Raw genomic sequence first — 26280 nt, 5'->3', positions numbered from 1 at the left:
CCGAACTCATTGCGGTTGCGGTATCACCCGCCAGGTTTGCCGGCCCGAGGCCTGGGGACCCTTGCTGATCGTTCTCTGATCCTTGTTGGAGTCAGGGGAAAAAGACTGGTCGTTGGACAGCGTAAAGCCGCCGGCAGTGCTACCAAAGCCCGATACGACGTTTCCGTTGAGACCGTCCAGACTGTTTACCACACCGTCGCCGTTCAGGTCGAAGACGTTGTAGGCGGTCCGCCCACCCGATGCCGGATCTACCGCATAGGTCCAGCCGGTGATGCCCGAGGAGCAGACATCCGCATTGGGTGTGACCGTGCTGAACAGCAACGCCTGGCCGCTGGCCGTCATGGGGTTCACCACGCGCTCGCCGAGGGTCTGGTTGTTACTTTGCAGATCCAGGTACCAGCCACTGCTGGTGGTCCAGTTCACCGTCGTATTGCTCAGTACCCGAGCGCTGGTCCCGTTCAGCGTGGACTCCGAGGTGAAGGTCTGCTGCTGCAGGTTGCTGCGCTGGAGCGCCGTCAAGGTGCTGGTGGTGTTGGGCGTGGCGAGGGTCGAGACGTTCTTGTCCCAGATGCCGTAGACCGTCTGCAGGTCGGTGGAGGTCTTGTCCTCGGTGGTGAAGTAGCTGCCGGTGCCGAACATGACGATGAAGCCAGTACCCGAGGGATGCTTGACCACCGACGGCGGTGCCGTGATCGGCTGCAGCGTGCCATTGGTATCGCTGCTGCGCGCGGTGTAGAGCGGCCGGCCGCCGAAGGCGACGCTGAAGTCGTTCAGGGTCGCCGTGGCCGTTAGGCTGCCGTTGCTCAGCAGGTCGAAGCGCCAGAGGTTGCCCTTCAGATCGCCGCCATAGACGTAATCAGCGATCCCATCGGAATTGACGTCCAGCGCCTTGAGGTTGAATAGCCCGTTGCTCTGGGTGGTGGTCTCGGCATCCAGCTGCTTGAGCAGCCGACCCGTGGCGATGTCGAGGATCAGCAGCGAGGCGGTACCGCCGCTGCCGTTGTAGCCATTGCCGGTCAGCACCGCCCACTGGCCGGTATGCAGGCGCGTCACCAGCGGGGTGCCGAAGCTGTAGCCCAGGGTAGCGCTGGTCTGGCTATTGCCGCCGGCATTGCTGGCTTCGCCACTGAACTCCCAGAGCAGCTTGATGGCATCCGGGTCGGTGATGTCCAGGGCGAAGATCGAGCGACCGCCCCCGCGCAGGGTGCCGATGAGCACCTTGTGCCAGGCGCTGCCGAAGTAGGCGTCGGCGATCACTGGCGAGCCATCTACGTAGTAGGTGTGCTGCGAGGCGGTGGCGTTGTTGTAGTTCGGCTTGGCCAGCAGGTAGAGGTTGGGAATTACCGCCGTGGGCACGAAGGCGAAGGTCTCCTGCCCGGTATTCGCATTGAAGCCATGGAGCATGCCGTCGTTGGCCCCTACGTAGACCATCGGCGTCTCGGCGGCCTGGTTGGTCTTGAAGGTCGCGTAGTCGCCGCCGCTTTCCAGGGCGTTGGCTGCACTGGTCAGGTACTGGGCCCCGACCGCCAGGGCCGGCGCCGAGTTGATCATGTCGCCCAGCAGCGTCTGGCGCTGGCGATAGCTCGAGGTGGCCAGGCTGTTGTCGCCCTTGAGGAAATTGACCTTGTTGGCGTCCAGGTTGGTCTGCAGATCGTTGCCGCCATAGCGCCGTCCGGAGAGCAGCGCATAGGTGAAGTCCTGCATCCCGGTGCCGGTACCGGGTATCGCCGCCATCTTGATGGTACGCGACGCCCAGCCCGGCATCTGGGCGCTGGCCTTCCACGCCGTGGTGGCGGTCTTGGTCGCTGTCCCGGTAGTGGTGGGCGTGATCTCGATGGTGGTCTTGGTCAGGTCGCCACTCCAGTAGGTGGCGTTCAGGGACGTGGTGTAGCTGTCGTAGCGTGTCGCCGAGCCATTGGTGGTGCTCAAATAGGGCAGCACGGCCGGGGCCGCCACCGAACTGTTGCTCTGCAGGATCTGGTTGAAGGCGTTGGACAGCTGGGTCTTGAGCGTCGAGGCGTTGGTCACCAGGAAATAGTTGTCGGGCGTTCCCGACCTATTGGAATCCCAGTCGCCAGCGACCGGCAAAGGGTTGCTGCTGGAATAGCTGTAGCCGCCCCATTTAGCCGCGTACCACAGGGGGTTCTGCAGGTTGGTGACCAGGGAGCTGGCCGATGGGGTGAAGATCCTGGAGGTGGCGGTACTGCCGTTTACCATCACGCTGTTGCTCTTGCGCCCCGGCAAGGCCGGGCAGCTATTCGTGTTGTTCACACAGGCCCCGGGCAAGCGGTTGGGTGGGGTATCCAGCGGATAGTGCAGGTTCCCGCTGTTGGACGAAGTCCCACCGCCGGTCACTTCCAGGTAGATGCCATCGGCCGTGGTGCCCGACATGGTATAGCCCATGTGGGAGTCATTGCCCGACACCGAGTACTGGGTATCGCTGGTGACCGTGATGGTGCCATTGGCGTTGGCGGCCAGGGTGTAGAGGACGATGGCATCCATGTCGTAGTCGCCGCCCTGGCCGGCATCGTCATAGACCACGCGGAAACTGATCAGCGGCCGGCCGCCGTTCTTGCTGCTGTCCACCGGCATGCCGCTCAGATTGGCCATGGTGTCCACGTAGAAGCCGGTGATCTGCTCGGTCGCATCCTTGGTATTGCCCGCAGTGACCACCTTGCCGAAGGGCACCAGGGTGAGGGTCCCGAGGCTGGTGGTCATCTGGATCCGCGGCAGGGTGGAGGACAGCGCCACGGCGAAGGTCTTCAGCCCTTGTCCACTGGTGGTCAGGGCGGTCTTGTTGCCGTAGTAGGCGACGCTGGCGACGTTGTAGGTACCCTGCCGGGTGGGTTCGTCGGGCAGGCCGCGGAAGTTACCGAAGCCGCTCGCCGTCTTGGCGGTAGGTGCGTAGTCGGTAGCGCTCCCGGCCACCTCGCCGATGTTGATGCTGCGGTTGCTGCCTACCTCGTTGTCCCAGATGGTCTGGCCCAGGGTACGGCTGCTGAACCCCGTGAGCGTCGCAGGTACGGACGTGGCGGTGAAGGCACTGTCCGGCAGATCCGAGTCGTAGCTGGGATTCACGTCGCTGAGCAGCGTCTGGAAGGGCTTCGAGCACGAGGGATAGGTGTTGTAGGGATTGCTCCAGCTGGTCACCGCCGGCAGCCCCAGACCGCTGTCCACCGAACCGGCGGCATAGCCGGAAGTAGGCGTCGTGGCGCCGCTGAAGTAGCGCAATACCTCGTAGGACATCTCTCCCAGCGGATTGCCATAGTTGTAGCACCGGCCATTGGGCAGGTCGTTGCCGGGCGTTGCCCAGCTCGAGCAGTTACTGTCCGAGGAGTACTGGATCCCATCGAGCGTGGCGATGATGCCCTGCTTGGTGTAGGTGATGTTCCGGCCACTGCCCGAGGCCACGCCGAAGATGCCGGTCTGGGCATCCACCTCGTTGGCGAAGGAACTGATGGCCTTGCGCAGCACCCCACCCTGGAGGTTGTCGTTATAGGTGCCGGTCAGCAGCCCGAAATACATCTGGTTGCCTTCGCCGTAGTCGTGCAGCAACCCGGTCGGTTTGTACTGGCCATTGGGATAGGCCTTGCAGTTGCTTTCCAGCAGCCCGCTCACGCAGGCCTGGACCTTGACGTTGAAGCTGTAGACGTTGCGGCCGGAGGAACTGGTGAGGGTGCCCGAGGGCGTGGTTGCCGACAGGTTGACGTCCGAGAAGGCCGTAGTGGTCGCGGTGTTCTGCCCCTGCACCGATTCGCGCGACACCCAACCCCAGATACGGATATCCGAGGTGCTGGGGATGATCCTCAGACTCGGCTGGCTGTTGTAGGTGGTGTTGGCGAACAACACGTAGGTATTGGTGCTGCTCGGCGTGCTGATGGGCGCATAGTCGGAAATGTTGTAGCCGTTGGCCCGATTGTATTCCTTGCCCCAGGAATGGGCATCAGCCGGCACGTTGACCCGTGCCAGCACCGTACTGGTCGCGGTATCGGTCGAGCGATAGCCGCCGTAGAGCACCTTGCGCAGGGCATCCATCCGCGAGGTGGTCAGGTAGTTGAGGAAGTCCCCGCTCCAGGGCGCGGCGCTGTTGCCGGTCCCGCACTTCTTCGGCGTACCGGTTGTAGGCGCGCTGGAAATCGCCGTACCCGCCCCTTGGGGGACGAAGTAGCCGTTGGCGGTATCGTAGGAATAGCACTTGGCGGAATCGAAGTAACCGGTGTAGTCGATGACCCCCGGCTTGTAATAGATGTCCAGGACACCATCGCCATCCAGGTCCGCGGCATCGTTGTAGGCTGGGGCATAGAGCTTGTGATCGCGCTCCACCACCAGCATGTTCAGCGGCGGTACCGCGCTGTTGACGAACAACGGCGTCTGGGTGGGGAAGTTGGTGACCGCCTGGGCGCTGGTCGCCAGGGCGAGCAGCAGCAGGGGCAGCGGGAAGCGACGGCGACCTCGGGCGTTCATCAATAGCGTCTCCGGCCGATCAGAAGGATTTGGTCATGACGGATCTCAGGGTGATCCGTTGCCCGGGCTGGCTGCTGGCGCAGCCCACGCCGGCGCAGCTGTTGACTTCGTAGTAGCGGGTACCACAGCCGATCAGGGCGCAATTGTCTTCACTGCCATTGTCGAGTGGCCCAAGGTCGACCACATACCAGCGGGCATTGGGCGTCTCGGTGGCACCGGCGCTCAGGATGCTGTAGCCGTCCAGGGTGGCGCTGGGGTCGCCGTTGCGGAACAGCGGCGTCATGTAGCCCAGGGGCACGCTGCGGGTACCGATCGTCTGGCTGCCCAGGGCCGTGCCGGCGGCATTGAGGTAGGCATTGTTGCGCAACTGATAGGGCACGCAGAAGGTCGTCGTGCAGCTGCTCGCCAGATCCGGCGCCGTGACGGCCTTGCCGAGCGTTCCCTCCCCGGCCCGCAACGCGGTTTCGGCGGCGCTCTGCAGGTTGCGTTGCTGCTTGATGTTCCCCATCACCCGCGACTCCAGGGTGACGCCGCGCAGGCTGGTCAGCGCCAGGAGCGTGAGTAACAGGAGCATGATCAGGGCGATCAGCAAGGAGGCACCGCGCTGCCGCTGCCCGGCGAGGTTGCGCAAGACGGTCATGGCATCAGGTTCCTCAAGGTGATGGTGTCCTGGGCGATCTGGTAGAGATAGGCGTTGCCGGTGAAGGACGTCGAATAGCGGCCATTCCACTGGGTCAGGACCGCCGGTGTCTCGCTGCTGTCCCGCACGCCCTGGGCGGGCGCCTGCATCAGCGCGGAATAACGCACGGTGAGGATCAGGTTGGCGGCGCTGACGGCGGGGGTGAGGCTGAAGGCGGTGACGCTGCGATCAGCACCCACGCCATAGTCGAAGCGCAGGTCGCGGACGCCACCGATGAGCTGCGCGGTCGTGGTGTCGCCGTTGGTGCGGGTACAGGTGCCATTGCCACAGGCCAGCAGGTTGCTGGCGCACACCAGGGCACCGGCCCGCTCGTTGGTCGCGCCGGTCGTGACGTTGGCATCGGCCGCCAGGGAGAAGCGTTCGACGATCACCGCATTCTGCGCCGTGTTGGAATATTCGTAGGGCGCATCGGCATTGTTGGCCAGGGTGGTCGATTGGGCACTGAGGACCTGCCCCCGGCAATCGGTCTCCTGGACGTCACGGGCTTGGTAGCGGACGCAAAGGCTGGTGGCGTTGCCCGTCACCGCCGCACCGGCGGCGAAGTTGCAGCCCAGGGCGTTACCGGTGGTGGTCGTCCCACTGTCCGCGGGAAAATCCCGTGTGACGGCGATGTCCGGCCGTCGGCGATAACCGGCCTTGGCCAGCTCCTGGCTCAACAGCGCCAGGGCGAAGCGCCCGTTCTCCTGGTTGAGTTCCTGGCCCTGCTGGAAGAGATAGGTCTTCTTGTTGCTGATGTAGAGCTCGGTGACACCGAGGATCAAGAAGCTGCTGAGCGCCAGGGCCACCATCAGCTCGACGATGGACAATCCCTGCTGCCGGACCGGTACGGTCGCGAAACGGTTGAGCATGACGGGCGCCTTCAGAGTCGGGTTCGTACGCGATAGGTACAGATGGAGCTGGTCCCGCTGCTGGTCGTGGTGCCGTCCAGGCAGCTGTCGAGGGGTGCGCTCCAGGCCACCTGGATCTCGAGATAGTCGCCACCGGTACAGGACGCCGTCGCGCCGGTAAGACCGGGGGTGGCATTGCGGCAGACATAGAAGGAGCCATTCAGCAGATCCGCAGCGCCCGGCAGCAGCGCACTCGCCTGGGCTGCCCAGCAGGCGAGCTGGTCCGCCGCGGCAGCGGGCGTGGGCAGGCAACTGCTCGGTGCGCTGGGGAAGTCGTCGCCGGGCGCCTTGAGAAAGTCGGCGAGCGCGTTGGGGTGGCTGCGCACCAGTTCGAGCAGATCGTTGCTCAACATGATGGCGGCATTGCGCTGGACGGAATCCTGGGTGAAAGGCACGGCCTTGCTCTGCAGGGCGGCGATGCCGAGCAGCCCCACGCAGATCAGCACCACGCTGACCAGCACCTCGATCATGCTGAAGCCGGACTGGGTGGGTCTCACGAGCACTCCCCGGTCTGCGGTCGGGTCGTCGAGGGCGGAGTGATGCGCCCGGTCACGCTGAGCCCGACGAAACGGCATTGCCCGGACTGGTCGGCGGAACAGATGGTGAAGCACTGATTGGTCGTGGTGCCGCTGGTGCCCGTCGCACTGAAGCTGGCCTGGGCGGCACCCGAGCTGACCGTCACCCCGCTCTGCAGGCCACTCGCATCGATGCGGCGCAGCGGCAGCGTCTGTCCGGCGGCGGTCAGGGTGAAGCCGGCGTTCCAGGCGTTGGCATTGGTCGCCGTCAGGGTCACGGTCACGCCCCGCGTGACGGCCTCGCCCCGCGCGTACTGCAATACCCCCACCAGTTCATCGGCGGCGGCCTGGACCCGGTTGGAGCGGATCAGCCCGGCGAAGCTGGGCGCGGCAATGGCCACGAAGATCCCCATCAGGGCGACCACCACCAGCATCTCGATCAGGGTGAAACCCCAGGTTCTACGCAATGACACTCTCTTCACGACTGCCGTACCCAAGCGAAAGGCGTTAGCCGGGAGTCCAATTCCGCAGCAAAACAGCGCTCAGCCGTCATCCTTGAGCATTCGCATAGCCAAGCCTGAGCCCGGGACCTCAAGCCCCGCAGACCGGCTATCGCAAATGATTCTCCCGCCATGCTGCGGCCATTTTCGGCGCAAGTCAGTAGACGTATGACATTCGGCCTCTAAAGCATGATGATCGGTGGCCCGGCTGTGGCCTAAGCGCTTTCGCTGGTTCTATTTCCTTTCGTACAAGTAAATCCAGCAATTCAGTAGCAAGCTAATTATTTTTTCGGATGGCGCTCGGACAGACAGGACAGCGCAACCGGGCGAGCCTCCACACAGCCTGTAGGGCTTAACTTTCCTGGATTTGCTGGGCAAGCGCGGGGTTGACGGAGGCCTGCGAGAAGGCTGCGGTCTGCATCAGGCGTCCTGCCAAAGGCATCTGGCAGGCTGACCGCCTACCTGAAACGGGACTGACATTAACTTGTAATAGGTAATAAAAGCCAGCTAACGATTTTGACGACACCCGGCTGTCCACCTTACTGAGACGGACGTTAACGTTACCGGTGAGTTTGAATTGGTAATGCTTAACCTTTGCTTAAGCCCCTATGGTTTCTCGTCCAATCGAAGGCTGTCACCTCCTGATCCGTCGGATGAGGAACGCCCTCTGTTCTGAGCGGAAGTCGCAAGGACATTCGAACGCTTGCGCCCCGGCTCTTTGATTGAACGCGCGAATTAATAAAGGTATTCGACGCGGTATTTTTATTGATTGGACATTCGAACAATAAGAACAGCTAAAGCCACCAACTTCTCATTCGCGCAGAACTCCCTCAGACATAACTAGCCAAAGACTTCGCAATTGTTTTAAAAAGAGCCAGACCCTTGACCAGAATCGGTCAAGGAGGCTTCTCCGCCTGATTGCGGGCCGCTGGCGACAAGGCGCAAGCCCGCTGCAAGACTGCGTCTTATGCGAAATGTGCGCACGTTGAAGGCGGTTTCACCGCTCCGCCACGGCTGCGCACTTGCCACCATCGGACTTGCTCCGAGTTAGCTCCGTACCGCCTCTGCTTTCATCTACCGACAATGACAAGGCCGCTATGCACGACTCGAAGAAAATCGATTATTCGCTGAATACTGCGGACACTTCCGCGCCTCATTCCGCACTGGATAATGCCGCCATCATTTCCGCCTACCGGCGTTGGGCCAATGTCTATGACCGCGTATTCGGCGGCGTCTCGGCGCCCGGACGCAAGCGCGCGGTGGCGGCGGTCAATGCCCTGGCGGGCACCCGGGTGTTGGAAGTCGGCGTGGGCACCGGCCTGGCCCTGCCCCACTACGGGCCGGACAAGCGCGTCACCGGCATCGACCTGTCACCCGACATGCTGGCCAAGGCCCGGGAACGGGTAGCCCGCGACGGCATCGCGACCGTCGAAGCGCTGATCGAGGCCAATGCCGAGGAAACCGGTCTGCCCACCGGTTCCTTCGATATCGCCGTGGCCATGTTCGTCGCCTCCGTGGTGCCCAATCCGCGCAAGCTGATGCAGGAGATGCGCCGGGTGGTGAAACCCGGCGGCCACCTGTTGCTGGTCAACCACTTCCAGGCCGAGGGCGGCCTGCGCCTGCTGGCGGAAAAGGCCATGGCCCCGGCCTCGCGCAAGCTGGGCTGGCATCCGGACTTCGCCATGGGCTCCATCCTGTCTCGGGAAGACCTGCGCCGCGCCAGCCGCAGCAGCGTGCCGCCGTTCGGGCTGTTCACCCTGGTGCAGCTAACCAACGACTAGCCTAGCCCTACTCCACCCGGTAGCCGCGCCCCGCCAGGCAAGCCGCCAGTGCCTGGCGGAAACGCTGGGTCAGGTAGGGATCGGCCACCGCACCCGGGCGCTCGGGATCGAAGCCCGAGTCGCCGGCGGCATAGCGGCGGCAATCGTATCTGTCCGTGGCATAGCGTTCCGGTGGCTGCCCCTGCAGCGGATAGGCGGTGACGTCATAGGCATCGTAGCCCGCCCCGGTGGGCGCCGCGGAAGTGGCCGGTACCGCGGCGACCGTGGGATCGGCCACCGTGACGAAGCCACCGCCCGGATCGGTGCGGTAATAGCTCCCCGCGGCGAAGTAATAGGTGGTGCCGCCCATCCACAGCGTCTCGGCGAAGGCCGGCAGCACGCTGACCCGCACCCCGGTCGGCGGCAGGGTCACCACATAGCGTGGTCCCTGGGGCCGATACCAGTAGCCATCGGCATAGTAGTACTGGCTGTCGCGGTACCAGACGCGGGTGAAGCCGGCGGGAATCCCCGGCACCTCGAAACCCGGTCGCCACTGCGGATGGGCGCCCCAGCCCGGTCGATTGCCCGACCAGCCCTGATCGTAGCCAGGATTGGGACGGGGCGGCCGTGGCGGATTCCAGTCCGGTTGCGCAGGTGCCGGCATCATGTAACCGGGCCGCGGCAGGGGCACGGGACGATCCTGGAAGGCTGGCTGTACATCCGGCCGCGGCCCCGGATCGGGACGTCCCCAACGCTCCGGCGGCGGCGCATCCCCCCGGCCGGGTCCACCACCACGGCCAGGCGGCGGCGCGCCGTTCCAGTTACCCGGACCGCCACCCTGCCAGCCCCCGCCGTTGCCGGCCGGTGCCGGTGGCGGCGCCGCGCCCGGGGGCGGCGTCACATAGCCACCGCCCAGGCGATAGTTGGAGTCGGCCCAGGCAGGCGCGGCGCTCCCGGTAGCGACACCCAGCAGGGCGAGAGCGAAGAGGACGGCAGGCGCTTTCATCGCGCGGCTCCTTGAAGGAATGGCCCAGCTTACCTCAAGGCTTGGACCGGCCCACGACCCGACCGTTACCCGCCGCCTGGTTCGGCGGCGAATGCAGCATTCCGGACGCGTCGCTCGGCCAGGGCTCACCTCTCCTGCCACGGGTTTCGCCTAAACCCAGGGGCCAAGATCGAAGTTATGACCGTCTGTCATCGCACTTCTGGCGCTCCGCTCGGGTCTATCGCCCCACGCAAGGAGGAAAACACATGTCGAAACACCATCATCACGTCGGCTGGTTCAAGCGCCGCCATGAGGTAAAGCCGGACGACCTCACCATCGTCGACAACTCCCTGGTCAAGCGCGCCGTGGGCGCTGCCGCCCTGGGCAACGCCATGGAGTGGTTCGACTTCGGCGTCTATGGCTATCTGGCCGTCACCCTGGGCAAGGTGTTCTTTCCCGACGGCAATGCCGCCGCCCAGCTGATCGCCACCTTCGCCACCTTCACCGTGGCCTTCCTGGTCCGCCCGCTCGGCGGCATGGTGTTCGGCCCCTTGGGCGACAAGTACGGGCGTCAGAAGGTGCTCGCCCTGACCATGATCATGATGGCCCTGGGCACCTTCAGCATCGGCCTGATCCCGAGCTACGAGAGCATCGGCATCTGGGCGCCCGCCCTCTTGCTGCTGGCGCGGGTGGTGCAAGGCTTCTCCACCGGCGGCGAATACGGCGGCGCGGCGACCTTCATCGCCGAGTACGCCACCGACAAGACCCGTGGGCGCATGGGCAGCTGGCTGGAATTCGGCACCCTGGCCGGCTATATCGCCGGTGCCGGGACGGTCACCGCGCTCACCGCGGCCCTGACCCAGGAGCAGTTGCTCGACTGGGGGTGGCGCGTGCCCTTCTTCATCGCCGGGCCCTTGGGTCTGCTCGGTCTCTACATGCGCCTGAAGCTGGAAGAAACCCCGGCGTTCAAGGCCCACACCGAGGCCAACGAGGGCAAGGGCGAAGGCCCGGCGCACAGCCTGCGCGAGCTGTTTACCCTGCATCGCGTCGCCCTGCTCAAGTGCGTCGGCCTGGTGCTGGTGTTCAATGTCACCGACTACATGCTGCTGACCTACATGCCTAGCTACCTGGCGGTGACCATGGGCTATGCCGAGACCAAGGGGCTGCTGCTGATCCTCATCGTCATGGTGGTGATGATGCCGCTCAACATCCTGGGTGGCTTCTTCAGTGACCGCCTGGGTCGCAAGCCGATGATCATCGGCGCCTGCCTGGCGATCCTGGTGCTGGCGATTCCCTGCCTCAAGCTGATCGGCAGCGGCCACGACTGGCTGATCTTCCTCGGCCTGATGCTGCTGGGCATGGCCCTGGCCTGCTTCACCAGCACCATGCCCTCCACCCTGCCGGCGCTGTTCTACACCCCGATCCGCTACAGCGCCCTGTCCATCGCCTTCAACATCTCGGTGTCGCTGTTCGGCGGCACCACCCCGCTGGTCACCGCCTGGCTGGTGGAAAGGACCGGCGACCCCCTGGTGCCGGCCTACTACCTGATGGCCGCGGCGGTGATCGGCATCCTGACCATGCTCACCGTGCGCGAAACCGCCGGCAAACCCCTGCGCGGCTCGCCACCCTCGGTGGCCAGCGAAGAAGAAGCCAAGGAATTCCTCGCCAGCGACGCGCCCCTGACCGTGGACAAGCAGCCGCCGGGGCAGGCGTAAGAGCCAATCGCGGCCATGGGCCGCTCCTACTGTAGGAGCGGCCCATGGCCGCGATGATGCCCTTCCCCCTCACCCCAACCTCCCCCAAACGCCCCCTCTCCCGCTGGGAGAGGGCCGGGGTGAGGGCCCGCCCCACACCAAAACCCCCACCCAAAAGAAAAGGGGAGACCTCGCGGCCTCCCCTTGAATTCGTTGTCCTCTCGCACCGCTCGTGACGGTGGCTGCGATCGACCAGGAATGGTGACCTGGGCGGGCCCGGGCGCGGCGGACGGGATACCGTCGTTGGCGATGCGAAAGGCCCTCCTGGGGCGCCTTCGTTGGACAGCTCTACCGGGCTATCGAAGTTGAGTTCAGCTTACGCCCCTGTCGCCGGCAGGGGGTTGCGTTGTACGCCCTCTTTACCGCCTCTTGCGCAATCCATGGCTAAAAAACTAGCATCCAGCGCAATCGGCTAGTGCAAGGCAGGAAAAATGGACAAACTCGACCGCTTCGATTTGAAAATCTTGGCAGAACTGCAGCGCGACGCGCGCCTCTCCAACCAGGAGCTGGCCGAACGCATCGGCCTGTCGCCCTCGCCCTGCTCGCGCCGGGTCAAGCAACTGGAAGACAGCGGCTACATCACCCGCCAGGTCGCCCTGCTGGATCGCAAGAAGCTCGGGCTATCGCTGACCGCCTTCGTGCTCATCGGCATGGACAGGCACACCCCCGAACGCTTCGAGAACTTCCAGGCCGTCATCGCCCAATGCCCCGAGGTGCTGGAGTGCTGCCTGGTGACCGGCATGGACGCCGACTACCAACTCAAGGTGGTAGTACCCGACATGGAGCATTACCAACAGCTGCTGCTGGGCACCCTGACACGCATCGAAGGCGTCTCCAGCGTGCGTTCGAGTTTCGTGCTCAACCAGATCCTGGCCAGCACCGAACTACCGCTCAATCACCTACGCGTCTGAACGCAGCGCGACCTCGGCGCCAGGCGCGAGAAAGCGTGGCAGCACCAGCATGTGGGGCACGGCGAAGGCCGCCAGGACGGCGAACAGCGCGCGAATGCCGGTATGCTCCTGCACCAGGAAAACCAGTCCGCCAGCCAGTGTGAAGACGGCCGCGCCCAGCAGGATCGGCCAGGTCAGGTGCAGATAGGCCATGAAGGTGGGTGTACCCAGCAGTCGTTGACGAACTCCGGTCTGGGCCGCGGCGTGTAGCAGATAGAAGCCCAGGGCGAAACCGACCAGGGGCGGTGCCAGCACCACCGCCAGCAGCGTGGCCGCGAGCCAAAGGCAGCGGCGCTGCCAGGCGGCCAGCAACAGCATCGGTAACGCCAGCACCCCGCCCAAGGCAAGCAACCTGGCCAGCCAAGCCGCTAAAGCTGGAGCGGCATCCGGTCCCATGGCCAGCGCCAGCAGCCGGGCGACAGCCGCCTCATGCAGCATGGCCGGACCACCCACGATGAAGAGTCCCAGGGCCAGCGAGCTCAACCGGGCGGCGAGGAGGTCGTCTTCGTAGGCGAAATGCCAGACCGACAGCAGCAGGAACAGCGGCAGGGCTACCCCGCCCGCCAGTTGCCAGCCCAGCAGGCAGGCCAGGGCCGTCGCCAGGTAGCAGCCGAGAAAGGCCAGGCGGCGCGCTGGTGCGACCAGGCGCAGGTCGCTGGCGCCATGCAGCAGTCCGAGCCCCAGGCCTACCACGAGGGCGAAGGCCAGTTGCCCTGCCCCGCCCATCGCACTGGCGAACCCGGCGGCCGGCAGCAACGCCAGCCAGCCGCGTCCCGTGCGCTTCATCCTCAGGCGCCGCGTCGGGCCAGGGCGGTCCGTAGGCTGCTCTCCGAGGTGAAGGCGTAGACCACCTTCGCCAGCACGTCGAGGATCAGAAAGGCCCAGACCGTGGCGGCATCGCTCACCGTCCAGACACCCTCCGGCCCGATGGCGAAAACCACCGGATAGATCAGCCAGAGCACGCTGAGAAAGCCGACGTTCTTGCGATAGGCCCCGCCGACCGCCGCCGTCTGCCCGGCCAGGGCCGCCAGCGGCTTCCACAGCAGATAGAGCACCCCGGCGAAGGCCGCGCAGGACCAGGCGAAGAACACCCACTTGATCGTCCCATAGGGCGCCAGCGAGGCGACCAGACCGGTCACGATCATCACCACGTCCAGGGTGACGATGGCCGCCACGAAACCCGCCTGGCCTTCCTGCTCACGAGCCCCCAGATAGGCCGAGCTCACCACGCCGGCCAGCAGCAGCGGCGTGGTGAAAGTCCAGTCCAGGTAGCGGGCGACATAGGTGATGCTGCCGTCCGGCTTGAGTAGATTACCGACGCCCAGGTACATGGCGAGATAGGCCGTGGCAGCGATGAAGGGCACCGCGGCATGCACCAGGGTGTGCCCACGCAGCGGACCCTGGTGCGCGCCCTTGGCATAGATGACCAGGGACGCGAGGGACATGATGACGAAGCCGATGAGCAGAGGGGTTTGAATCATGGAAGTCTCCAAAGGCGATGGGAGCGAACCGGTCCGATCACCCTCTCTGCCCTCGGGGTTTCACGACGACCGCTGCGCTTAAGGTAGAGAAGCCGTCATGAAAGTTGGTTCAAAATGTTTCAGCGCCACCTGGCGGTGATCGCCGTTGACCGGTATCAAGACGCCCTTCGCGCCTCTCGGGCAGCCTGTCGCGTGTCTTACCGCCAGGACCCGCCCATGCTGCCGGCCCAGAACGTGATGCTGAGCTACGGACGCTGCTGCGCCAGCCCCGCCTTCTTCGACGACTTCTACCAAGGCTTCCTCGCCAGCTCGCCCAGCGTGCGGGAGAAATTCACCCATACCGATATGGCCGCGCAGCAGTTGCTGCTGCGTCACGGCATCATGAACCTGGTGCTGGTCGCCCGCGGCATGCCCGCCACCAAGCTGCGCCACCTCGGCGAAAGCCACAGCCGCGCCCGCCTGGACATCGGCCCCGAGCTCTACGAGCTTTGGATCGACTGCCTGCTCGCTACCCTCGCCCAGCACGATCCCGACTTCGACGCCGCGCTGCGCCAGGAATGGCGGGAGGTACTGGAGGCCGGGATCGCGGTGATGCGCAGCCATTACTAAGCCAGGAAGCACCGCCGACCTCCGCCCAGGCACCAAACGCCCCCTCTCCCTTAGGGAGAGGGCGGGGGTGAGGGCAAACCAGACACCCGACAACCTCTATACCCACCCAAAACCCCCAATACCGGCCACCTGCCAGCCACCATCGGTCGGCCAGCCGGTCCAGTCGCCCCGCAAACGCCCTCCCCCGCTTTACCCATCGCGCTCGCCTGGCTAACGTATGACGAAAGGATTTTTGTGCAACAGGTCACGGTTCATCCGCCCTGCCCGCACCTCGGAATGGATGACCGATGGCCCGCTTTTTCCCCGCTCGCAGCCAATGCCAGTTCGATACGCCCGGTGAACGCCGCTTCGCCGAACGCCTGGAAAAACTGCTCGAAGACGACTACCTCTGCTGGAGCAACGTTCCGGTCGGCCCCAAGGCCCGCTATCCGGATTTCGTCGTGCTGCATCCGCGGCGCGGCATCCTGGTGCTGGAGGTCAAGGACTGGAAGCTCGCCACCCTCGAATCCGTCACGCCTGGCAAGGTGCGCCTGCACACCCAGGACGGCCTGAAGACCGTCGCCAATCCCCTGCTGCAAGCCCGCTCCTACATCCTCGAAGTCGACCTGCTGCTGAAGAAGGACCCGCTGCTGCGCCAAAGCGCCGGCTCGCCCCATCCGGGGCAGCTGATCATGCCCTGGGGCTGGGGCGTGGTGCTCACCGGTATCACCCGCCGCCAGTTCGAGCAGACCGATCTGGCCGACGTCCTCGATCCCCAGCGGGTGCTGTTCCAGGACGAGATGACCGAATCCGCCGACCCGGAAGCCTTTCAGCAGCGCCTCTGGGACATGTTTCCCCACGTCTTTCCCTGCGCCCTCACACTGCCGCAGATCGACCGGGTGCGGTATCACCTCTATCCCGAGGTGCGGGTCAACAGCCAGCCCGGCCAATTCGGCCTGTTCGACGCTACCGACGCGCCCCTGCCCAGCCTGATCAAGGTCATGGACCTGCAGCAGGAACAGTTGGCTCGCTCCCTGGGCGACGGCCACCGCGTCATCCACGGCGCCGCCGGCAGCGGCAAGACCATGATCCTCGGCTATCGCTGCGCCCACCTGGCCAAGGTCTCGGTCAAGCCCATCCTGGTGCTCTGCTACAACAAGTCCCTGGCCGGACGACTGCGCCAGGTGATCGAACAAAGGGGCCTGGGCGAGCGGGTGGTGGTGCAGAACTTCCACGCCTGGTGCGCCGAGATGCTCACCGCCTACCAGGTGGACAAGCCGGATCAGCGCCTGCCGGTGGCGGCCAAGATGGAGCAGTACGTGCTGCGCACCATCGACGGCGTCGACCGCGGCCAGATCCCCCGCGGCCAGTACAGCGCCGTGCTGATCGACGAAGGCCACGACTTCGCCCCCGAGTGGTTCAAGCTGGTGGTACAGATGGTTGATCCCAGTACCCAGTCGCTGCTGGTGCTCTATGACGATGCCCAGGCCATCTATCGCGGCAAGGGCGGCAAGAAGGCGCTGGACTTCAGTTTCGCCAGCGTCGGCATCCAGGCCCAGGGCCGCACCACCATCCTCAAGCTCAACTACCGCAACACGGTGGAAATTCTGTCCGTAGCCCGCGCCTTCGCCACCGAGCTGCTGGCCAGTCGCGACGCCAGCGAAGACGGCGTGCCCCTGATCGCCCCGGAAAGCGCCGGCCGCCGCGGCCCCTTCCCCGAACTCATCCAATGCGGCCGCGACCGCGAGGAATGGGACCTGCTCATCGCCCGTATCCGCGACGAACAGGCCAATGGTCGCCCGCTCAGCGACATGGCCATCCTCTATCGCAGCAGCAGCCAGGCCTACCAGGCCGAATACGAACTCAAGAAGGCCGCCATCCCCTACCGATCCGGCGCCAGCGACAAGGGACGCGCCCAGCTCTACGACGCCGAAGACAGCGTCAAGATCGTCAGCATGCACTCCAGCAAGGGCCTGGAATTCGGCTTGGTATTGATTCCGGGACTAGGCGAAATGCCCAAGCAGGGCGAGCCGGAGGCGGACGAGGCGCGGTTGTTGTATGTGGCGATGACCAGGGCGATTGATCGGTTGGTGATGAGTTATCAAAAAGCATCTAACTTCACAGCCAAAATTCAAAACACCATTTCTTCAAAAAAAATCAAAGGAACTGAAAATGTCACACCACATTGAAAAACTATCAGTAGAAAATTTCAAATCCTGCAAAGAACTAAATATAAATCTTACAAATTTTGTGCCTCTCGTAGGATACAACAATGCTGGAAAATCCAACATTCTTTCTGCAATTGAGTGGCTACTAAAACCTAAGATTTTAGGTAAAAGTGACTTTAACGATGTAGAAAAACCCGTGACTGTATCCGGCCAAATAACCGGCATAACGCCTCAGTTGCTAGAAACGCTCGAAGAGGGTCACAGAAAGGCAATTGCTCCATTCATAACAGATGGCAATCTAACCATAAAAAGAAATCAACCTATTAACGCAAGCAAAGCCACCGACATAGAACTTTTTGTACAACACCCAGCTAACGGCTTTAAAAAGAACCCAACCGGAATATCCAATGCAATAAAAAATCTTTTTCCTGAACCTATACGAATTGCTGCAATGGATAATGCTGCTGACGACTCATCTAAATCAAAGTCAACCAGCACTATTGGAAACTTCTCGCGGAATTTTGCAATTCGGTGAGAGACAAAAATTCCGCCCGCATTGACCGACATCTCAACGCAATCTCAAGAAGAATGTCAGCCGATGGAAGCAACAGACTTCCCGAACTGTCTGAAATCGATGCTTCCATTAACACAAAAATAGATGATTTATTTCCCGGACTCAGCCTTAAGCTTCATTTTGAAACACCATCCTTCGAAGATATATTCAAAGCAGGCACTGTAAGAGTTTACGAAGAAAATAATATTGTATCCAGAGATTTTTCAGCATATGGGCATGGCGCTCAGCGATCAATACAAATGGCCCTTATTAGGCATTTAGCAGAAATTAAAAAAGAAGCAGAAAACCCCACAACCACTCTACTGCTTATAGATGAACCTGAACTCTACCTGCACCCCTTCGCCATTGAACAGGTACGCGAGGCCTTACATACACTATCAAATCACGGCTACCAAGTTTTATTTTCGACGCACTCTGCACAAATGATTACAGCTGAAAGAGCACAGCACACCCTACTCATAAGAAAAACCTCTGAAACTGGAACGATAGCCAGAAAAAGACTGAAGGATGCTTTCGATAAGGTTTTTCCTTCTTCACTCTCCCAAGCCCACCATATTTTCTCATTAAGCCAGTCAACCCAAGTTCTTTTTTCGAACAAAGTAATTCTTACCGAAGGAAAGACCGAACTTCGTCTGCTTCCATTTCTATTCTCAAAAAAATTTGGAAAAACGCTGGGCCAGCACCAAATAGCGCTGATAGAAACAGGATCAGTGGATAACATACCCAAGACACTACGAGTTTTAAAAGAACTTGATCTTCCGGCAGTAGCCATTGTGGATTTAGACTTTGCATTCAGAGGAGCTGTAAAGCATGGATTCATTAAGGAAGACTGCGGCGAAATTGTTGAGCTTAGAAAATCACTAGAGCAACTAGAAGCAAATGGAGAATGCAAGCTTAACGGAGGCCTGCCTACTGGAAAGAACTCTCCATGCACGGCAGCTGAAGCCTATGAAAAACTTTGCGCAGACATAAACTGCAAACCTCACATACAACAACTACACAGACAGCTTCTAGAGAACAACATTTGGCTTTGGTGTAACGGTGCAATTGAAGCTCATCTAGGCACACTCAGCAAATCCGAAGAAGACTGGATAAACTTTAAGACTAAAATCGAAGAAAAAGGAATAGATGGAACATGCAAAGATCCAGAATCGATAAACAATATAATGAATTGGATAGCTTTGTCCGACATTAAAATATCACCCACAACCGAAGAACCATCCGCAAAGCCAGCTGCAGGCGCTCAAACGTGAGATTAAATATCAACTCGCTTAAAACGAGAGTTGAGCTTTAGCTGCCTTGTTAAATAACAACCCTACAAACGCCTCCGCCTGCGGCGACACCTCATCCCGGCGCCTGAGCAACCACACCGCCGAGGTCGCCTCGGGATCGTCCAGCTCCCGATACACCAGCCCCTCCATCTGGGTGCGCTGGTAGGTAGCCGGCAGCACGGTGACGCCGAGGCCGGCGGCGACCAGGCCGAGGATGATGAGGACTTCGCTGGCCTCCTGGACGATGCGCGGGGTGAAGCCGGCGCGGGCGGCGAGGGTGTGGACCTGTTCGTAGAGGCCGGTGCCGAAGGTGCGCGGGAAGTAGACGAAGGGCTCTTCGGCGAGGGCGGCCATGGGCAAGGGACCGGTGCCCTGGCGGGCCAGGGGATGGTCGTGGCGCAACGCCACCACCAGGGGTTCGCGGAAGAGTTCGACCGCCACCAGGCTGTCGGGCAGTTCGATGGGGCGGATCAGGCCGATCTGCAGGTTGCCGGCGAGCATGGCGTCGATCTGTTCGCGACTGCTCATCTCCTGCAGTTGCAGGCGTACCTCGGGATAGGCGCGGCGATAGGCGAACAGGGTCTTGGGGATGGTGGCGACGAAGGGCGAGGAGGCGCTGAAGCCCACCTGCAATTGCCCCGTCTCGCCCCGACCAGCGCGGCGGACCCGCTCGGCGGCGCGCTCGCTGGCCGCGAGGATCTGACGAGCTTCGTCGAGGAACAGCCGGCCAGCGTCGGTCAGGGCGACACGGCGGTTGGTGCGCTCCAGCAGGCGGGTATCCAGCTCGGCTTCCAGCGCCTGGATCTGCTGACTGAGCGGCGGCTGGGACAGGTTCAGTCGCTGGGCCGCGCGGCCGAAATGCAGTTCCTCGGCCACCGCCACGAAGTACCTCAGGTGTCGCAATTCCATGCCGCCTCCATTGAGTCGCAGAACCTATCAATCGAGACGGACAATATATTGGATATATGGCAGCCACCAGCCTAGGGTGAAGACATCAGACCTGTCCCTGAGGTATCCGTGAACACGTCCCGGTCGTCCGCTACGCCGCCCTCCTCTCCGCTCGAATCCCGTCCTGCCGCCAACGAGGCGCAGCACGAGCCGGACGCCTTCATCGAAAAGGGTACGCCGCAATTCCTGCGCACCGCCTTGGCGCTGTTCTGCGGCGGCTTCGCCACCTTCGCCCTGCTCTATTGCGTGCAGCCGCTGATGCCGATCTTTTCTCAGGCCTTTGGCCTAACGGCGGCAGCCAGCAGCCTGTCGCTGTCCCTGGCGACCGGGCTGATGGCCTGCGGCCTGCTGGTGACCGGGCCGATTTCCGATGCCATAGGCCGCAAGTCGGTGATGGTCTATGCGCTGTTCGCCGCCGGGGCCTTCACCCTGGCCAGCGCCCTGATGCCCACCTGGGACGGCATCCTGGTGACCCGCGCCCTGGTCGGGCTGTCGCTGGCGGGCGTGGCGGCGGTGGCCATGACCTATCTGGCCGAGGAGGTGCATCCCGAGCACCTGGGCTATGCCATGGGCCTCTATATCAGTGGCAATGCCCTGGGCGGGATGTCGGGCCGGGTGATCAGCGGGGTGCTGGTGGACTTCGTCTCCTGGCGCATCGCCCTGGGCGCCCTGGGCATCCTGGCCCTGGTGGCGGCGCTGCTGTTCAAGCGCAGCCTGCCGGCCTCCCGGCGTTTCCAGCCGCGGCCCTTGCGGCCGCGCAGCCTGCTCGCCGGCTATGCCCTGCACTTTCGCGATGCCGGCCTACCCTGGCTGTTCCTGGAGGCCTTCCTGCTGATGGGGGCCTTCGTCACCCTGTTCAACTACATCGGCTATCGCCTGCTGGGCGAGCCCTACCACCTGAGCCAGGCCTGGATCGGGGTGCTGTCGCTGGTCTATCTGGCCGGCATCTACAGCTCGGCCAAGTTCGGCAGCCTGGCCGATCGCTTCGGCCGGCGGCGGGTGTTCAGCGCGGCCATCGTACTCAAGCTCTGCGGTCTGCTGCTGACCCTGTTCACCCCACTGTGGCTGGTGCTGCCGGGCATGCTGCTGTTCACCTTCGGCTTCTTCGGCGCCCATTCGGTGGCCAGCAGCTGGGTGGGTCGGCGCGCGCGCCAGGCTCGCGGCCAGGCCTCGTCGCTCTATCTGTTCAGCTACTACGCCGGCTCCAGCGTGGCCGGCACCCTGGGCGGCTTCTGCTGGCACCTGGGCGGCTGGACGGGCGTCGGCCTGTTCATCGGCGCCCTGCTGCTGGCCGCCCTCGCCGTGGCCGTGCGCCTGGCGAAGTTGCAGCCGCTGCCGGCCGCCTGAAGGCGCTCGATGCTGCCCGGGGGCTCGATCGCGGCCATGGGCCGCTCCTACAGTGAGTGATGCCTTTGTAGGAGCGGCCGCACCGGCGGACCGCCATGGCCGCGATAGAATAGGCAGCTGGGGGCGATCTCATTGCCGTCAATTTCTTCCTCGATTGCCACTCGTCGCACGGAGCGGCGTTTCATGCCCTGAAAAGGGGCCCTCTGCGTCGCACCACGCTAGCCTGTTCCCAACTCATCGCAGGCGACTGCACCTCCTTCGCAAAGTTCATACAAATGTTTGCCTAGGTATGTAGCCGCTTGGATAATGCGCGGCGAACGCTGCAGTACCCTGCTCATCAGGGATAGATGAACGGCAAGCAGGTAGGCTCCGGGGTAGATTCAGCCGTGAACATGCACTTCCAGATCAGCGATTGGCGCGCCTGGGCGCCTGGTCTCATCGACCAGGACGCCTGGCGGCAGTGGTGCGCCGCGCCCTGGCGTCCGGCGGACGATGGCAGCCAACCCGACGCCAGCTTCCTGTCGGCCATGCAGCGCCGGCGCCTGAGCCGTCTCGCCCGCATGACCTTCCAGGTGGCCTGGCCGCTGGCCGATGCCCACGGGGCGCCGCTGCCGCTGATCTTCGCCTCGCGCCACGGCGAAACGCCGCGCACCCTGGCCATCCTCCAGGAGCTGGCCCGCGGCGAACCGCTCTCCCCCACCCAATTCAGTCTCTCGGTGCACAACGCCATCATCGGTCAGTGGTCGATCCTGCGGGGCGATCACAGCGAGATGAACGCCCTGGCCACCGGCCGCGACGGCCTCGAACACGCCGTGCTGGAAGCCTGCACCCTGCTCGCCGAAGGCGCTACCGGGGTGCTGGTGGTGATCGCCGAGGAGGCCCCGCCGATCCTCTATGCGCCGCAGATCGACGACGTGCCCTTTCCCTATGCCGTCGGCCTGCTGCTCACCCCTGGCAGTACCTGCGTCCTCAGGGGCGAGCCGGCGCCGGCCGAGGCCGCGCCCAGCACCTGGCCCCACGCCCTGGAACTGCTCCGCCTGCTGGAAGCGCCTGGCGCCCTGCACCTCGCCTATGCCGGGCGCGCCTGGCACTGGCAGGCGGAGGCGCGCGGATGATCGGTCGGCTGGATTACGCCTACCGCCTGCTGGCCACGGGGCTGAACTTCGTGGTGTTCGGCTGCGGCGCGCTGGTCTTCCGCCTGCTGATCCTGCCCATCCTGCTGGCGCTGCCGGGCGATAGCCTGCGGCGCCGCCAGCGCGCTCGCCGGGCCAATGCCTGGCTGTTCCGTTCCTTCGTCGGCTTCATGGTGCTGACCCGGGTGATGAACCTGCGCATCCAGGGCCGCGAGCGCCTGGGGCGTCCGGGCCAGTTGATCATCGCCAACCACCCTTCGCTGATCGACGTGGTGGTACTCATCGGCCTGGTGCCCGACGCCAACTGCGTGGTCAAGCAGGGCCTCTGGCAGAACCCCTACCTAAAGCGGCAGATCCAGGCCGCCGGCTACATCAGCAACGACGGTAGCGCCGAGATGCTCGATGCCGCCGCCGACTCCCTGCGCGAAGGCCAGACGCTGATCGTCTTTCCCGAGGGCACCCGCACCACGCCGGGCGAGCCCCCGCGCTTCCATCGCGGCGCCGCGGCCATCGCCCTGCGCGGCGCCCGCTGCATCACCCCGGTGATCATCCGCGTGGTGCCCAGCACCCTGACCAAGGCCACGCCCTGGTACCGCATTCCGTCCCGGCGCTTCGATTTCCAGCTGGACGTCGGCGCCGATATCGATCCCACCACCTTCGCCGGCCGGCCGCTGCCGCTGGCGTCGCGTGAACTCAACGACCAGCTGCACCAGCTCTACCTGAAGGAAACCGGCAACCATGACTGACCTCAACCTCGAGCTCAAAAGCCTGATCATCGAGGCGCTCGGCCTCGAGGACGTCACCGTCGACGACATCGGCGACGACCAGACCCTGTTCGGCGAAGGCCTGGGCCTGGATTCGGTGGACGCCCTGGAGCTGGGTCTGGCGATCCAGAAGCGCTATGGCATCCGCATCGACGCCGAAGCCAAGGACACCCGCACCCATTTCGCCAACGTCAACAGCCTCGCGGCCTTCGTGGCCGCCCAGCGCGCTGCCTGAGGAGATCGCCATGCAAAGCCGTGAAGCTATCTTCGACACCCTGCGCAACGCCCTGGTCGAACTCTTCGAGCTGGAGCCGGAGCGGGTGACCCTGGAGGCCAATCTCTACGAAGACCTGGAGATCGACAGCATCGACGCTGTCGACCTGATCGACCACCTGCGCCGCCAGACCGGCCACAAGATCGCCGCCGAGCAATTCCGCCAGGTGCGCACCGTGGGCGACGTGGTCGAGGCGGTCCATCGCATCAGCCAAGCGGAAGCCTGATCCGCCGCTTATGAGTGCGCTGCCTTCCCGCTCACCGCTGGGCCTGCTCGCCGGTGCCCTGCTGCTCCTGCTCGGCCTTGCCTATCCCTTCGCCGTCTACTTCGGCCTGCAGCACCTCTCGCCGCGGCTGTTCGCCGCCGCCCTCGGCGCGCTCTGGTGCCTGCGCCTGCTGCAACCCGGCGCCAGCGCCCTGCAGCGCGGCACCGCCCTGGTCGCCCTGGGCTTCTGCCTGTTGCTGGCGCTGAGCGAGGCCGCCGTGCTGCTGCGCTGGTATCCGGTGCTGCTCAGCCTGTTCCTGCTGGCGGTGTTCGGCCTGAGCCTGGTCCATGGCCAGCCGGTGATCGAGCGCCTGGCGCGGCTGCGCGAACCCGAGCTGCCACCGCGAGCGGTGCGCTACACCCGCCGGGTGACCCAGGTCTGGTGCCTGTTCTTCCTGTGCAACGCCCTGACCGCCGCCACCCTGGCGCTCTGGGCACCGCTGGCCTGGTGGACCCTCTACACCGGCGTCATCGCCTACTTGCTGATGGGCCTGCTGTTCGCCGGTGAATGGCTGATCCGCCAGCGCGTGCGGAGGCAAGCATGAGTTTCACCCCCCTGGCCGAGCTGCTCGACGCCACGAGCCCCCTGGACGCCGCGCTCAAGCAGCGCGCCCTGCAGCTGGCGGCCGCCTTCCAGAGCGCCGGCCTCAAGCGCCTGGCGCTGCATCTGGGCGATGCCGAAGACCTGGCCTGCGCCCTGCTCGGCGCCTGGCGCGCCGGGATCGAGGTGATCCTGCCGGCCGACGACCAGCCCGCCACCCGCGCGCGCCTGGCGCCGACGCTGGACGCCTGGCTCGACGACCTCGACGGCTGGACCGCGGCCGAGCCCCTGACGCCCGCCCTGCTCGATCTGCAGGCGCCGCTGTTGACCCTGAGCACCTCGGGCTCCAGTGGCGAGCCCAAGCTGATCGCCAAGCAGCTGTTCCAGCTGGCCAACGAGGTCGCCGCCCTGGAGCGCCTCTGGGGCGAAGCTCTGGGCGCGGCGACCGTCCTCGGCAGCGTTTCCACCCAGCACATCTACGGCCTGCTGTTCCGCGTGCTCTGGCCGCTCTGCGCCGGCCGGCCCTTCGCCCGCCAGGCGCTGCCCTTCACCGAAGAATTGCATCGCGAGACCGCCGCCCTGCTGCGCCAAGGCCAGCGCGCGGTATGGATCAGCAGCCCGGCGCTGCTCAAGCGCCTGGGCGAGAATCTCGACGACGCCATCCTCGGCCAGGTGGTGCGGGTGTTCTCTTCCGGCGGCGTGCTGCCGGGCGCGGCTGCCAAGGCCTGTCAGCAGCGCTTCGGGCGTTATCCCACCGAGGTCTATGGCAGTTCCGAGACCGGCGGCATCGCCTGGCGTCAAGGGCCCCAGCCCTGGCAGGCCTTCGCCGACATCGACCTGGGCCAGGACCATGACGGCGCCCTCTGGCTGACCTCGCCCTATCTGCCCCAGGGCCTGCGCGAGCAGACCATGGACGACGTGCGCCTGCTCGGCGACGGACGCTTCGAATTGCTCGGCCGGCTGGATCGCATCGTCAAGCTGGAAGAGAAACGCATCGCCCTGCCGGCCCTGGAAGAGCGGCTGCTGAGCCATCCCGCGGTGGCCGACGTGCGCCTTGGCGTAGTGCAGCAGGGCCGCGCCTTGCTCGGCGCCCTGGTCGCCCTGAGCGAGAACGGCCTGCACCGGCTACGCAACGGTGGGCGCCGCGCCCTGGTGGCCGAACTGCGCGAGCATCTGGTCGGTCACTGCGAAGCCATCGCCCTGCCACGCCGCTGGCGGCTGCTGCTGGCGCTGCCCTACAGCGCCCAGGGCAAGCTGGCCCAGGCCGAGGTGGAGCGGCGGCTGGCCCAGCCCCGGCCGGTGGACATCGAGCCGCTCAGCGTGGAACGAACGGCAGACGGCTGGCGCCTGGAGCTGGAGATCGCCCCCGACCTGGCCTTCTTCTCCGGTCACTTCCCCACGGCGCCGGTGGTGCCGGGGGTGGTGCAGGTCGGTTGGGCGCAGCGCCTGGCCCGCCAGCAGCTCGACCTGCCGGCAGACTTCGCCGGGATGGAAGTACTCAAGTTCCAGCAGCTGCTACGGCCCGGTGATCGGGTGACCCTGACCTTCCACTTCGACGCCAGCCGCAGCAAGCTGCACTTCGCCTTTCGCCGTGGCGAAGCGGCCTGTTCGTCCGGGCGCATCCTGCTCAAGGAGGTGCAGCCGTGAGCTTTCGTGCCTGCGCGGTGATCCCGGTGTTCGACCACGAGCACGCCCTGCCGCTGGTGGTCCAGGCCCTGCGCCAGCGCGCCCTGCCCTGTGTGCTGGTGGACGACGCCTCCGGCCCGGCCTGCGCCCAGGTGATGGACGAACTGGCGACCCTGCCCGACATCCACCTGCTGCGCCTGCCGGTCAACCAGGGCAAGGGCGGTGCGGTGATGGCCGGGCTGGCCGAGGCGCAGCGGCTGGGCTTCACCCATGCCCTGCAGGTGGACGCCGATGGCCAGCACGACCTGGCCGACGTGGCCGCCTTTCTCGCCGAGGCCCAGGCCTATCCCGAGGCGCTGATCTGCGGCTATCCGCGCTTCGACGCTTCCGTACCCAAGGGCCGGCTCTATGCCCGCTACCTCACCCACGTCTGGGTGTGGATCAACAGCCTGTCGCTGGCGATCCGCGACAGCATGTGCGGCTTTCGCGTCTATCCCCTGGCGCCGACCCTGGCGGTGATCCAGGCCGGCGGCCTGGGCAAGCGCATGGATTTCGACCCGGAGATCCTGGTGCGCCTGGCCTGGCGTGACCAGCCCATGCGCTGGCGCCCGACGCGGGTGCACTACCCACTGGATGGTCGCTCGCACTTTCGCCTCTGGCAGGACAACGTGCTGATCTCACGCATGCACACCCGACTGTTCTTCGGCATGCTGGTGCGTGCGCCGCGCCTGCTCTGGCGCCGGGTGCGCGCGTGAGCGGCCACTGGGCACAGCAGCGCGAGCGTGG

24 protein-coding genes are annotated in these 26280 nt (G+C 64.3%); 15 read left to right on the top strand and 9 right to left on the bottom strand.

Annotated elements, in window-relative coordinates; all coding sequences use genetic code 11:
- Positions 1-6: 6 nt before the first annotated feature.
- The 5 genes from QZ471_RS17820 to QZ471_RS17800 are packed head-to-tail and all read right to left on the bottom strand — an operon-like array spanning position 7 to position 7033.
- Entirely contained in the window at positions 7-4464 is a 4458-nt protein-coding gene (locus QZ471_RS17820; RefSeq protein WP_295466240.1) for a PilC/PilY family type IV pilus protein, read from the bottom strand.
- 19 nt (positions 4465-4483) lie between these two features.
- Positions 4484-5104 (bottom strand): PilX N-terminal domain-containing pilus assembly protein, encoded by a 621-nt coding sequence (locus tag QZ471_RS17815; protein WP_295466238.1) that lies wholly within the window; start codon positions 5102-5104, stop codon positions 4484-4486.
- The gene (locus tag QZ471_RS17810) at positions 5101-6012 is read right to left on the bottom strand and encodes a PilW family protein (protein WP_295466236.1); all 912 of its coding nucleotides are present in this window, start codon (positions 6010-6012) and stop codon (positions 5101-5103) included. Before QZ471_RS17810 ends, QZ471_RS17815 begins: the two co-directional genes overlap by 4 nt.
- 11 nt (positions 6013-6023) lie before the next feature.
- Complete coding sequence (gene pilV, locus QZ471_RS17805; protein ID WP_295466234.1) at positions 6024-6548, bottom strand: type IV pilus modification protein PilV; 525 nt, start codon at positions 6546-6548, stop codon at positions 6024-6026.
- Complete coding sequence (locus QZ471_RS17800) at positions 6545-7033, bottom strand: GspH/FimT family pseudopilin (RefSeq protein ID WP_295466232.1); 489 nt, start codon at positions 7031-7033, stop codon at positions 6545-6547. The genes pilV and QZ471_RS17800 overlap by 4 nt, the downstream gene beginning before the upstream one ends.
- Positions 7034-8163: 1130 nt before the next feature.
- Here QZ471_RS17800 and QZ471_RS17795 point away from each other — a divergent pair.
- Positions 8164-8847, top strand: coding sequence for a class I SAM-dependent methyltransferase (locus QZ471_RS17795; protein ID WP_295466230.1), 684 nt, complete (start codon positions 8164-8166; stop codon positions 8845-8847).
- A 7-nt stretch (positions 8848-8854) separates the two neighbouring features.
- Here QZ471_RS17795 and QZ471_RS17790 read toward each other — a convergent pair whose 3' ends face one another.
- Entirely contained in the window at positions 8855-9832 is a 978-nt protein-coding gene (locus QZ471_RS17790; protein ID WP_295466228.1) for a DUF6515 family protein, read from the bottom strand.
- A 245-nt stretch (positions 9833-10077) separates the two neighbouring features.
- Here QZ471_RS17790 and proP point away from each other — a divergent pair, with 245 nt between their 5' ends.
- Both proP and QZ471_RS17780 read left to right on the top strand, forming a co-directional pair.
- Entirely contained in the window at positions 10078-11526 is a 1449-nt protein-coding gene (gene proP / locus QZ471_RS17785; protein ID WP_295466226.1) for a glycine betaine/L-proline transporter ProP, read from the top strand.
- Between the two features lie 470 nt (positions 11527-11996).
- Positions 11997-12476 carry an Lrp/AsnC family transcriptional regulator gene (locus tag QZ471_RS17780; protein ID WP_295466225.1) on the top strand — a complete coding sequence of 160 codons (480 nt, stop codon included), beginning with the start codon at positions 11997-11999 and terminating at the stop codon, positions 12474-12476.
- Here QZ471_RS17780 and QZ471_RS17775 read toward each other — a convergent pair.
- Positions 12465-13301, bottom strand: coding sequence for a Brp/Blh family beta-carotene 15,15'-dioxygenase (locus tag QZ471_RS17775; RefSeq protein WP_295466224.1), 837 nt, complete (start codon positions 13299-13301; stop codon positions 12465-12467). The genes QZ471_RS17780 and QZ471_RS17775 overlap by 12 nt on opposite strands.
- A gap of 2 nt (positions 13302-13303) precedes the next feature.
- Positions 13304-13996: a bacteriorhodopsin gene (locus tag QZ471_RS17770; RefSeq protein WP_295466223.1), complete on the bottom strand. Its 693-nt coding sequence runs from the start codon at positions 13994-13996 to the stop codon at positions 13304-13306.
- Positions 13997-14212: 216 nt separating this feature from the next.
- Between QZ471_RS17770 and QZ471_RS17765 the strand changes: the two genes are divergently transcribed.
- The 4 genes from QZ471_RS17765 (at position 14213) to QZ471_RS17750 (ending at position 18579) form a co-directional block, all read left to right on the top strand.
- The gene (locus QZ471_RS17765; protein ID WP_295466222.1) at positions 14213-14605 is read left to right on the top strand and encodes a globin domain-containing protein; all 393 of its coding nucleotides are present in this window, start codon (positions 14213-14215) and stop codon (positions 14603-14605) included.
- Positions 14606-14892: 287 nt separating this feature from the next.
- A complete protein-coding gene (locus QZ471_RS17760; protein WP_295466220.1) occupies positions 14893-16773 on the top strand; it encodes a 3'-5' exonuclease in 1881 nt (626 codons plus the stop codon).
- Entirely contained in the window at positions 16757-17287 is a 531-nt protein-coding gene (locus tag QZ471_RS17755) for an AAA family ATPase (RefSeq protein ID WP_295466218.1), read from the top strand. Before QZ471_RS17760 ends, QZ471_RS17755 begins: the two co-directional genes overlap by 17 nt.
- A 53-nt stretch (positions 17288-17340) precedes the next feature.
- Positions 17341-18579, top strand: a complete 1239-nt coding sequence (locus tag QZ471_RS17750; protein WP_295466216.1) for a TOPRIM nucleotidyl transferase/hydrolase domain-containing protein — start codon at positions 17341-17343, stop codon at positions 18577-18579.
- 18 nt (positions 18580-18597) lie between these two features.
- Here the strand turns inward: QZ471_RS17750 and QZ471_RS17745 are convergent, their stop codons facing one another.
- Complete coding sequence (locus QZ471_RS17745; RefSeq protein WP_295466214.1) at positions 18598-19506, bottom strand: LysR substrate-binding domain-containing protein; 909 nt, start codon at positions 19504-19506, stop codon at positions 18598-18600.
- 108 nt (positions 19507-19614) lie between these two features.
- Here QZ471_RS17745 and QZ471_RS17740 point away from each other — a divergent pair, with 108 nt between their 5' ends.
- From QZ471_RS17740 to QZ471_RS17705, 8 genes are all read left to right on the top strand, one after another.
- Complete coding sequence (locus tag QZ471_RS17740; protein WP_295466212.1) at positions 19615-20892, top strand: MFS transporter; 1278 nt, start codon at positions 19615-19617, stop codon at positions 20890-20892.
- Positions 20893-21284: 392 nt separating this feature from the next.
- A complete protein-coding gene (locus QZ471_RS17735) occupies positions 21285-22007 on the top strand; it encodes a beta-ketoacyl synthase chain length factor (protein ID WP_295466769.1) in 723 nt (240 codons plus the stop codon).
- Positions 22004-22771 (top strand): lysophospholipid acyltransferase family protein, encoded by a 768-nt coding sequence (locus QZ471_RS17730; protein WP_295466210.1) that lies wholly within the window; start codon positions 22004-22006, stop codon positions 22769-22771. The genes QZ471_RS17735 and QZ471_RS17730 overlap by 4 nt, the downstream gene beginning before the upstream one ends.
- The gene (locus QZ471_RS17725; protein WP_295466208.1) at positions 22764-23024 is read left to right on the top strand and encodes a phosphopantetheine-binding protein; all 261 of its coding nucleotides are present in this window, start codon (positions 22764-22766) and stop codon (positions 23022-23024) included. Before QZ471_RS17730 ends, QZ471_RS17725 begins: the two co-directional genes overlap by 8 nt.
- 10 nt (positions 23025-23034) lie before the next feature.
- Positions 23035-23289, top strand: coding sequence for an acyl carrier protein (locus QZ471_RS17720; protein ID WP_059230980.1), 255 nt, complete (start codon positions 23035-23037; stop codon positions 23287-23289).
- A 10-nt stretch (positions 23290-23299) separates the two neighbouring features.
- The gene (locus tag QZ471_RS17715) at positions 23300-23872 is read left to right on the top strand and encodes a hypothetical protein (RefSeq protein WP_295466205.1); all 573 of its coding nucleotides are present in this window, start codon (positions 23300-23302) and stop codon (positions 23870-23872) included.
- The gene (locus tag QZ471_RS17710) at positions 23869-25515 is read left to right on the top strand and encodes an AMP-binding protein (protein ID WP_295466203.1); all 1647 of its coding nucleotides are present in this window, start codon (positions 23869-23871) and stop codon (positions 25513-25515) included. Before QZ471_RS17715 ends, QZ471_RS17710 begins: the two co-directional genes overlap by 4 nt.
- Positions 25512-26249, top strand: coding sequence for a glycosyltransferase family 2 protein (locus QZ471_RS17705; protein ID WP_295466201.1), 738 nt, complete (start codon positions 25512-25514; stop codon positions 26247-26249). The genes QZ471_RS17710 and QZ471_RS17705 overlap by 4 nt, the downstream gene beginning before the upstream one ends.
- Positions 26250-26280: the final 31 nt, after the last annotated feature.

Source organism: uncultured Pseudomonas sp. (genome assembly GCF_913774235.1).
In the GTDB taxonomy this organism is placed as follows: domain Bacteria; phylum Pseudomonadota; class Gammaproteobacteria; order Pseudomonadales; family Pseudomonadaceae; genus Chryseomonas.
The sequence above is the reverse complement of the archived record's forward strand: the minus strand, read 5'-3'. Positions and strand labels throughout refer to the sequence as shown.

Excerpts from the sequence above, each read along its gene's own strand:
- QZ471_RS17720 (WP_059230980.1), top strand. The coding sequence starts at position 23,035 with ATGCAAAGCCGTGAAGCTATCTTCGACACCCTGCGCAACGCCCTGGTC.
- QZ471_RS17775 (WP_295466224.1), bottom strand. The coding sequence starts at position 13,301 with ATGAAGCGCACGGGACGCGGCTGGCTGGCGTTGCTGCCGGCCGCCGGG.
- QZ471_RS17755 (WP_295466218.1), top strand. The coding sequence starts at position 16,757 with ATGTCACACCACATTGAAAAACTATCAGTAGAAAATTTCAAATCCTGC.
- QZ471_RS17770 (WP_295466223.1), bottom strand. The coding sequence starts at position 13,996 with ATGATTCAAACCCCTCTGCTCATCGGCTTCGTCATCATGTCCCTCGCG.
- QZ471_RS17820 (WP_295466240.1), bottom strand. The coding sequence starts at position 4,464 with ATGAACGCCCGAGGTCGCCGTCGCTTCCCGCTGCCCCTGCTGCTGCTC.
- QZ471_RS17710 (WP_295466203.1), top strand. The coding sequence starts at position 23,869 with ATGAGTTTCACCCCCCTGGCCGAGCTGCTCGACGCCACGAGCCCCCTG.
- QZ471_RS17745 (WP_295466214.1), bottom strand. The coding sequence starts at position 19,506 with ATGGAATTGCGACACCTGAGGTACTTCGTGGCGGTGGCCGAGGAACTG.
- QZ471_RS17730 (WP_295466210.1), top strand. The coding sequence starts at position 22,004 with ATGATCGGTCGGCTGGATTACGCCTACCGCCTGCTGGCCACGGGGCTG.
- QZ471_RS17780 (WP_295466225.1), top strand. The coding sequence starts at position 11,997 with ATGGACAAACTCGACCGCTTCGATTTGAAAATCTTGGCAGAACTGCAG.
- QZ471_RS17715 (WP_295466205.1), top strand. The coding sequence starts at position 23,300 with ATGAGTGCGCTGCCTTCCCGCTCACCGCTGGGCCTGCTCGCCGGTGCC.
- QZ471_RS17750 (WP_295466216.1), top strand. The coding sequence starts at position 17,341 with ATGTCAGCCGATGGAAGCAACAGACTTCCCGAACTGTCTGAAATCGAT.
- QZ471_RS17790 (WP_295466228.1), bottom strand. The coding sequence starts at position 9,832 with ATGAAAGCGCCTGCCGTCCTCTTCGCTCTCGCCCTGCTGGGTGTCGCT.
- QZ471_RS17815 (WP_295466238.1), bottom strand. The coding sequence starts at position 5,104 with ATGACCGTCTTGCGCAACCTCGCCGGGCAGCGGCAGCGCGGTGCCTCC.
- QZ471_RS17765 (WP_295466222.1), top strand. The coding sequence starts at position 14,213 with ATGCTGCCGGCCCAGAACGTGATGCTGAGCTACGGACGCTGCTGCGCC.
- QZ471_RS17735 (WP_295466769.1), top strand. The coding sequence starts at position 21,285 with ATGCACTTCCAGATCAGCGATTGGCGCGCCTGGGCGCCTGGTCTCATC.
- QZ471_RS17760 (WP_295466220.1), top strand. The coding sequence starts at position 14,893 with ATGGCCCGCTTTTTCCCCGCTCGCAGCCAATGCCAGTTCGATACGCCC.
- proP (WP_295466226.1), top strand. The coding sequence starts at position 10,078 with ATGTCGAAACACCATCATCACGTCGGCTGGTTCAAGCGCCGCCATGAG.
- QZ471_RS17795 (WP_295466230.1), top strand. The coding sequence starts at position 8,164 with ATGCACGACTCGAAGAAAATCGATTATTCGCTGAATACTGCGGACACT.
- QZ471_RS17810 (WP_295466236.1), bottom strand. The coding sequence starts at position 6,012 with ATGCTCAACCGTTTCGCGACCGTACCGGTCCGGCAGCAGGGATTGTCC.
- QZ471_RS17725 (WP_295466208.1), top strand. The coding sequence starts at position 22,764 with ATGACTGACCTCAACCTCGAGCTCAAAAGCCTGATCATCGAGGCGCTC.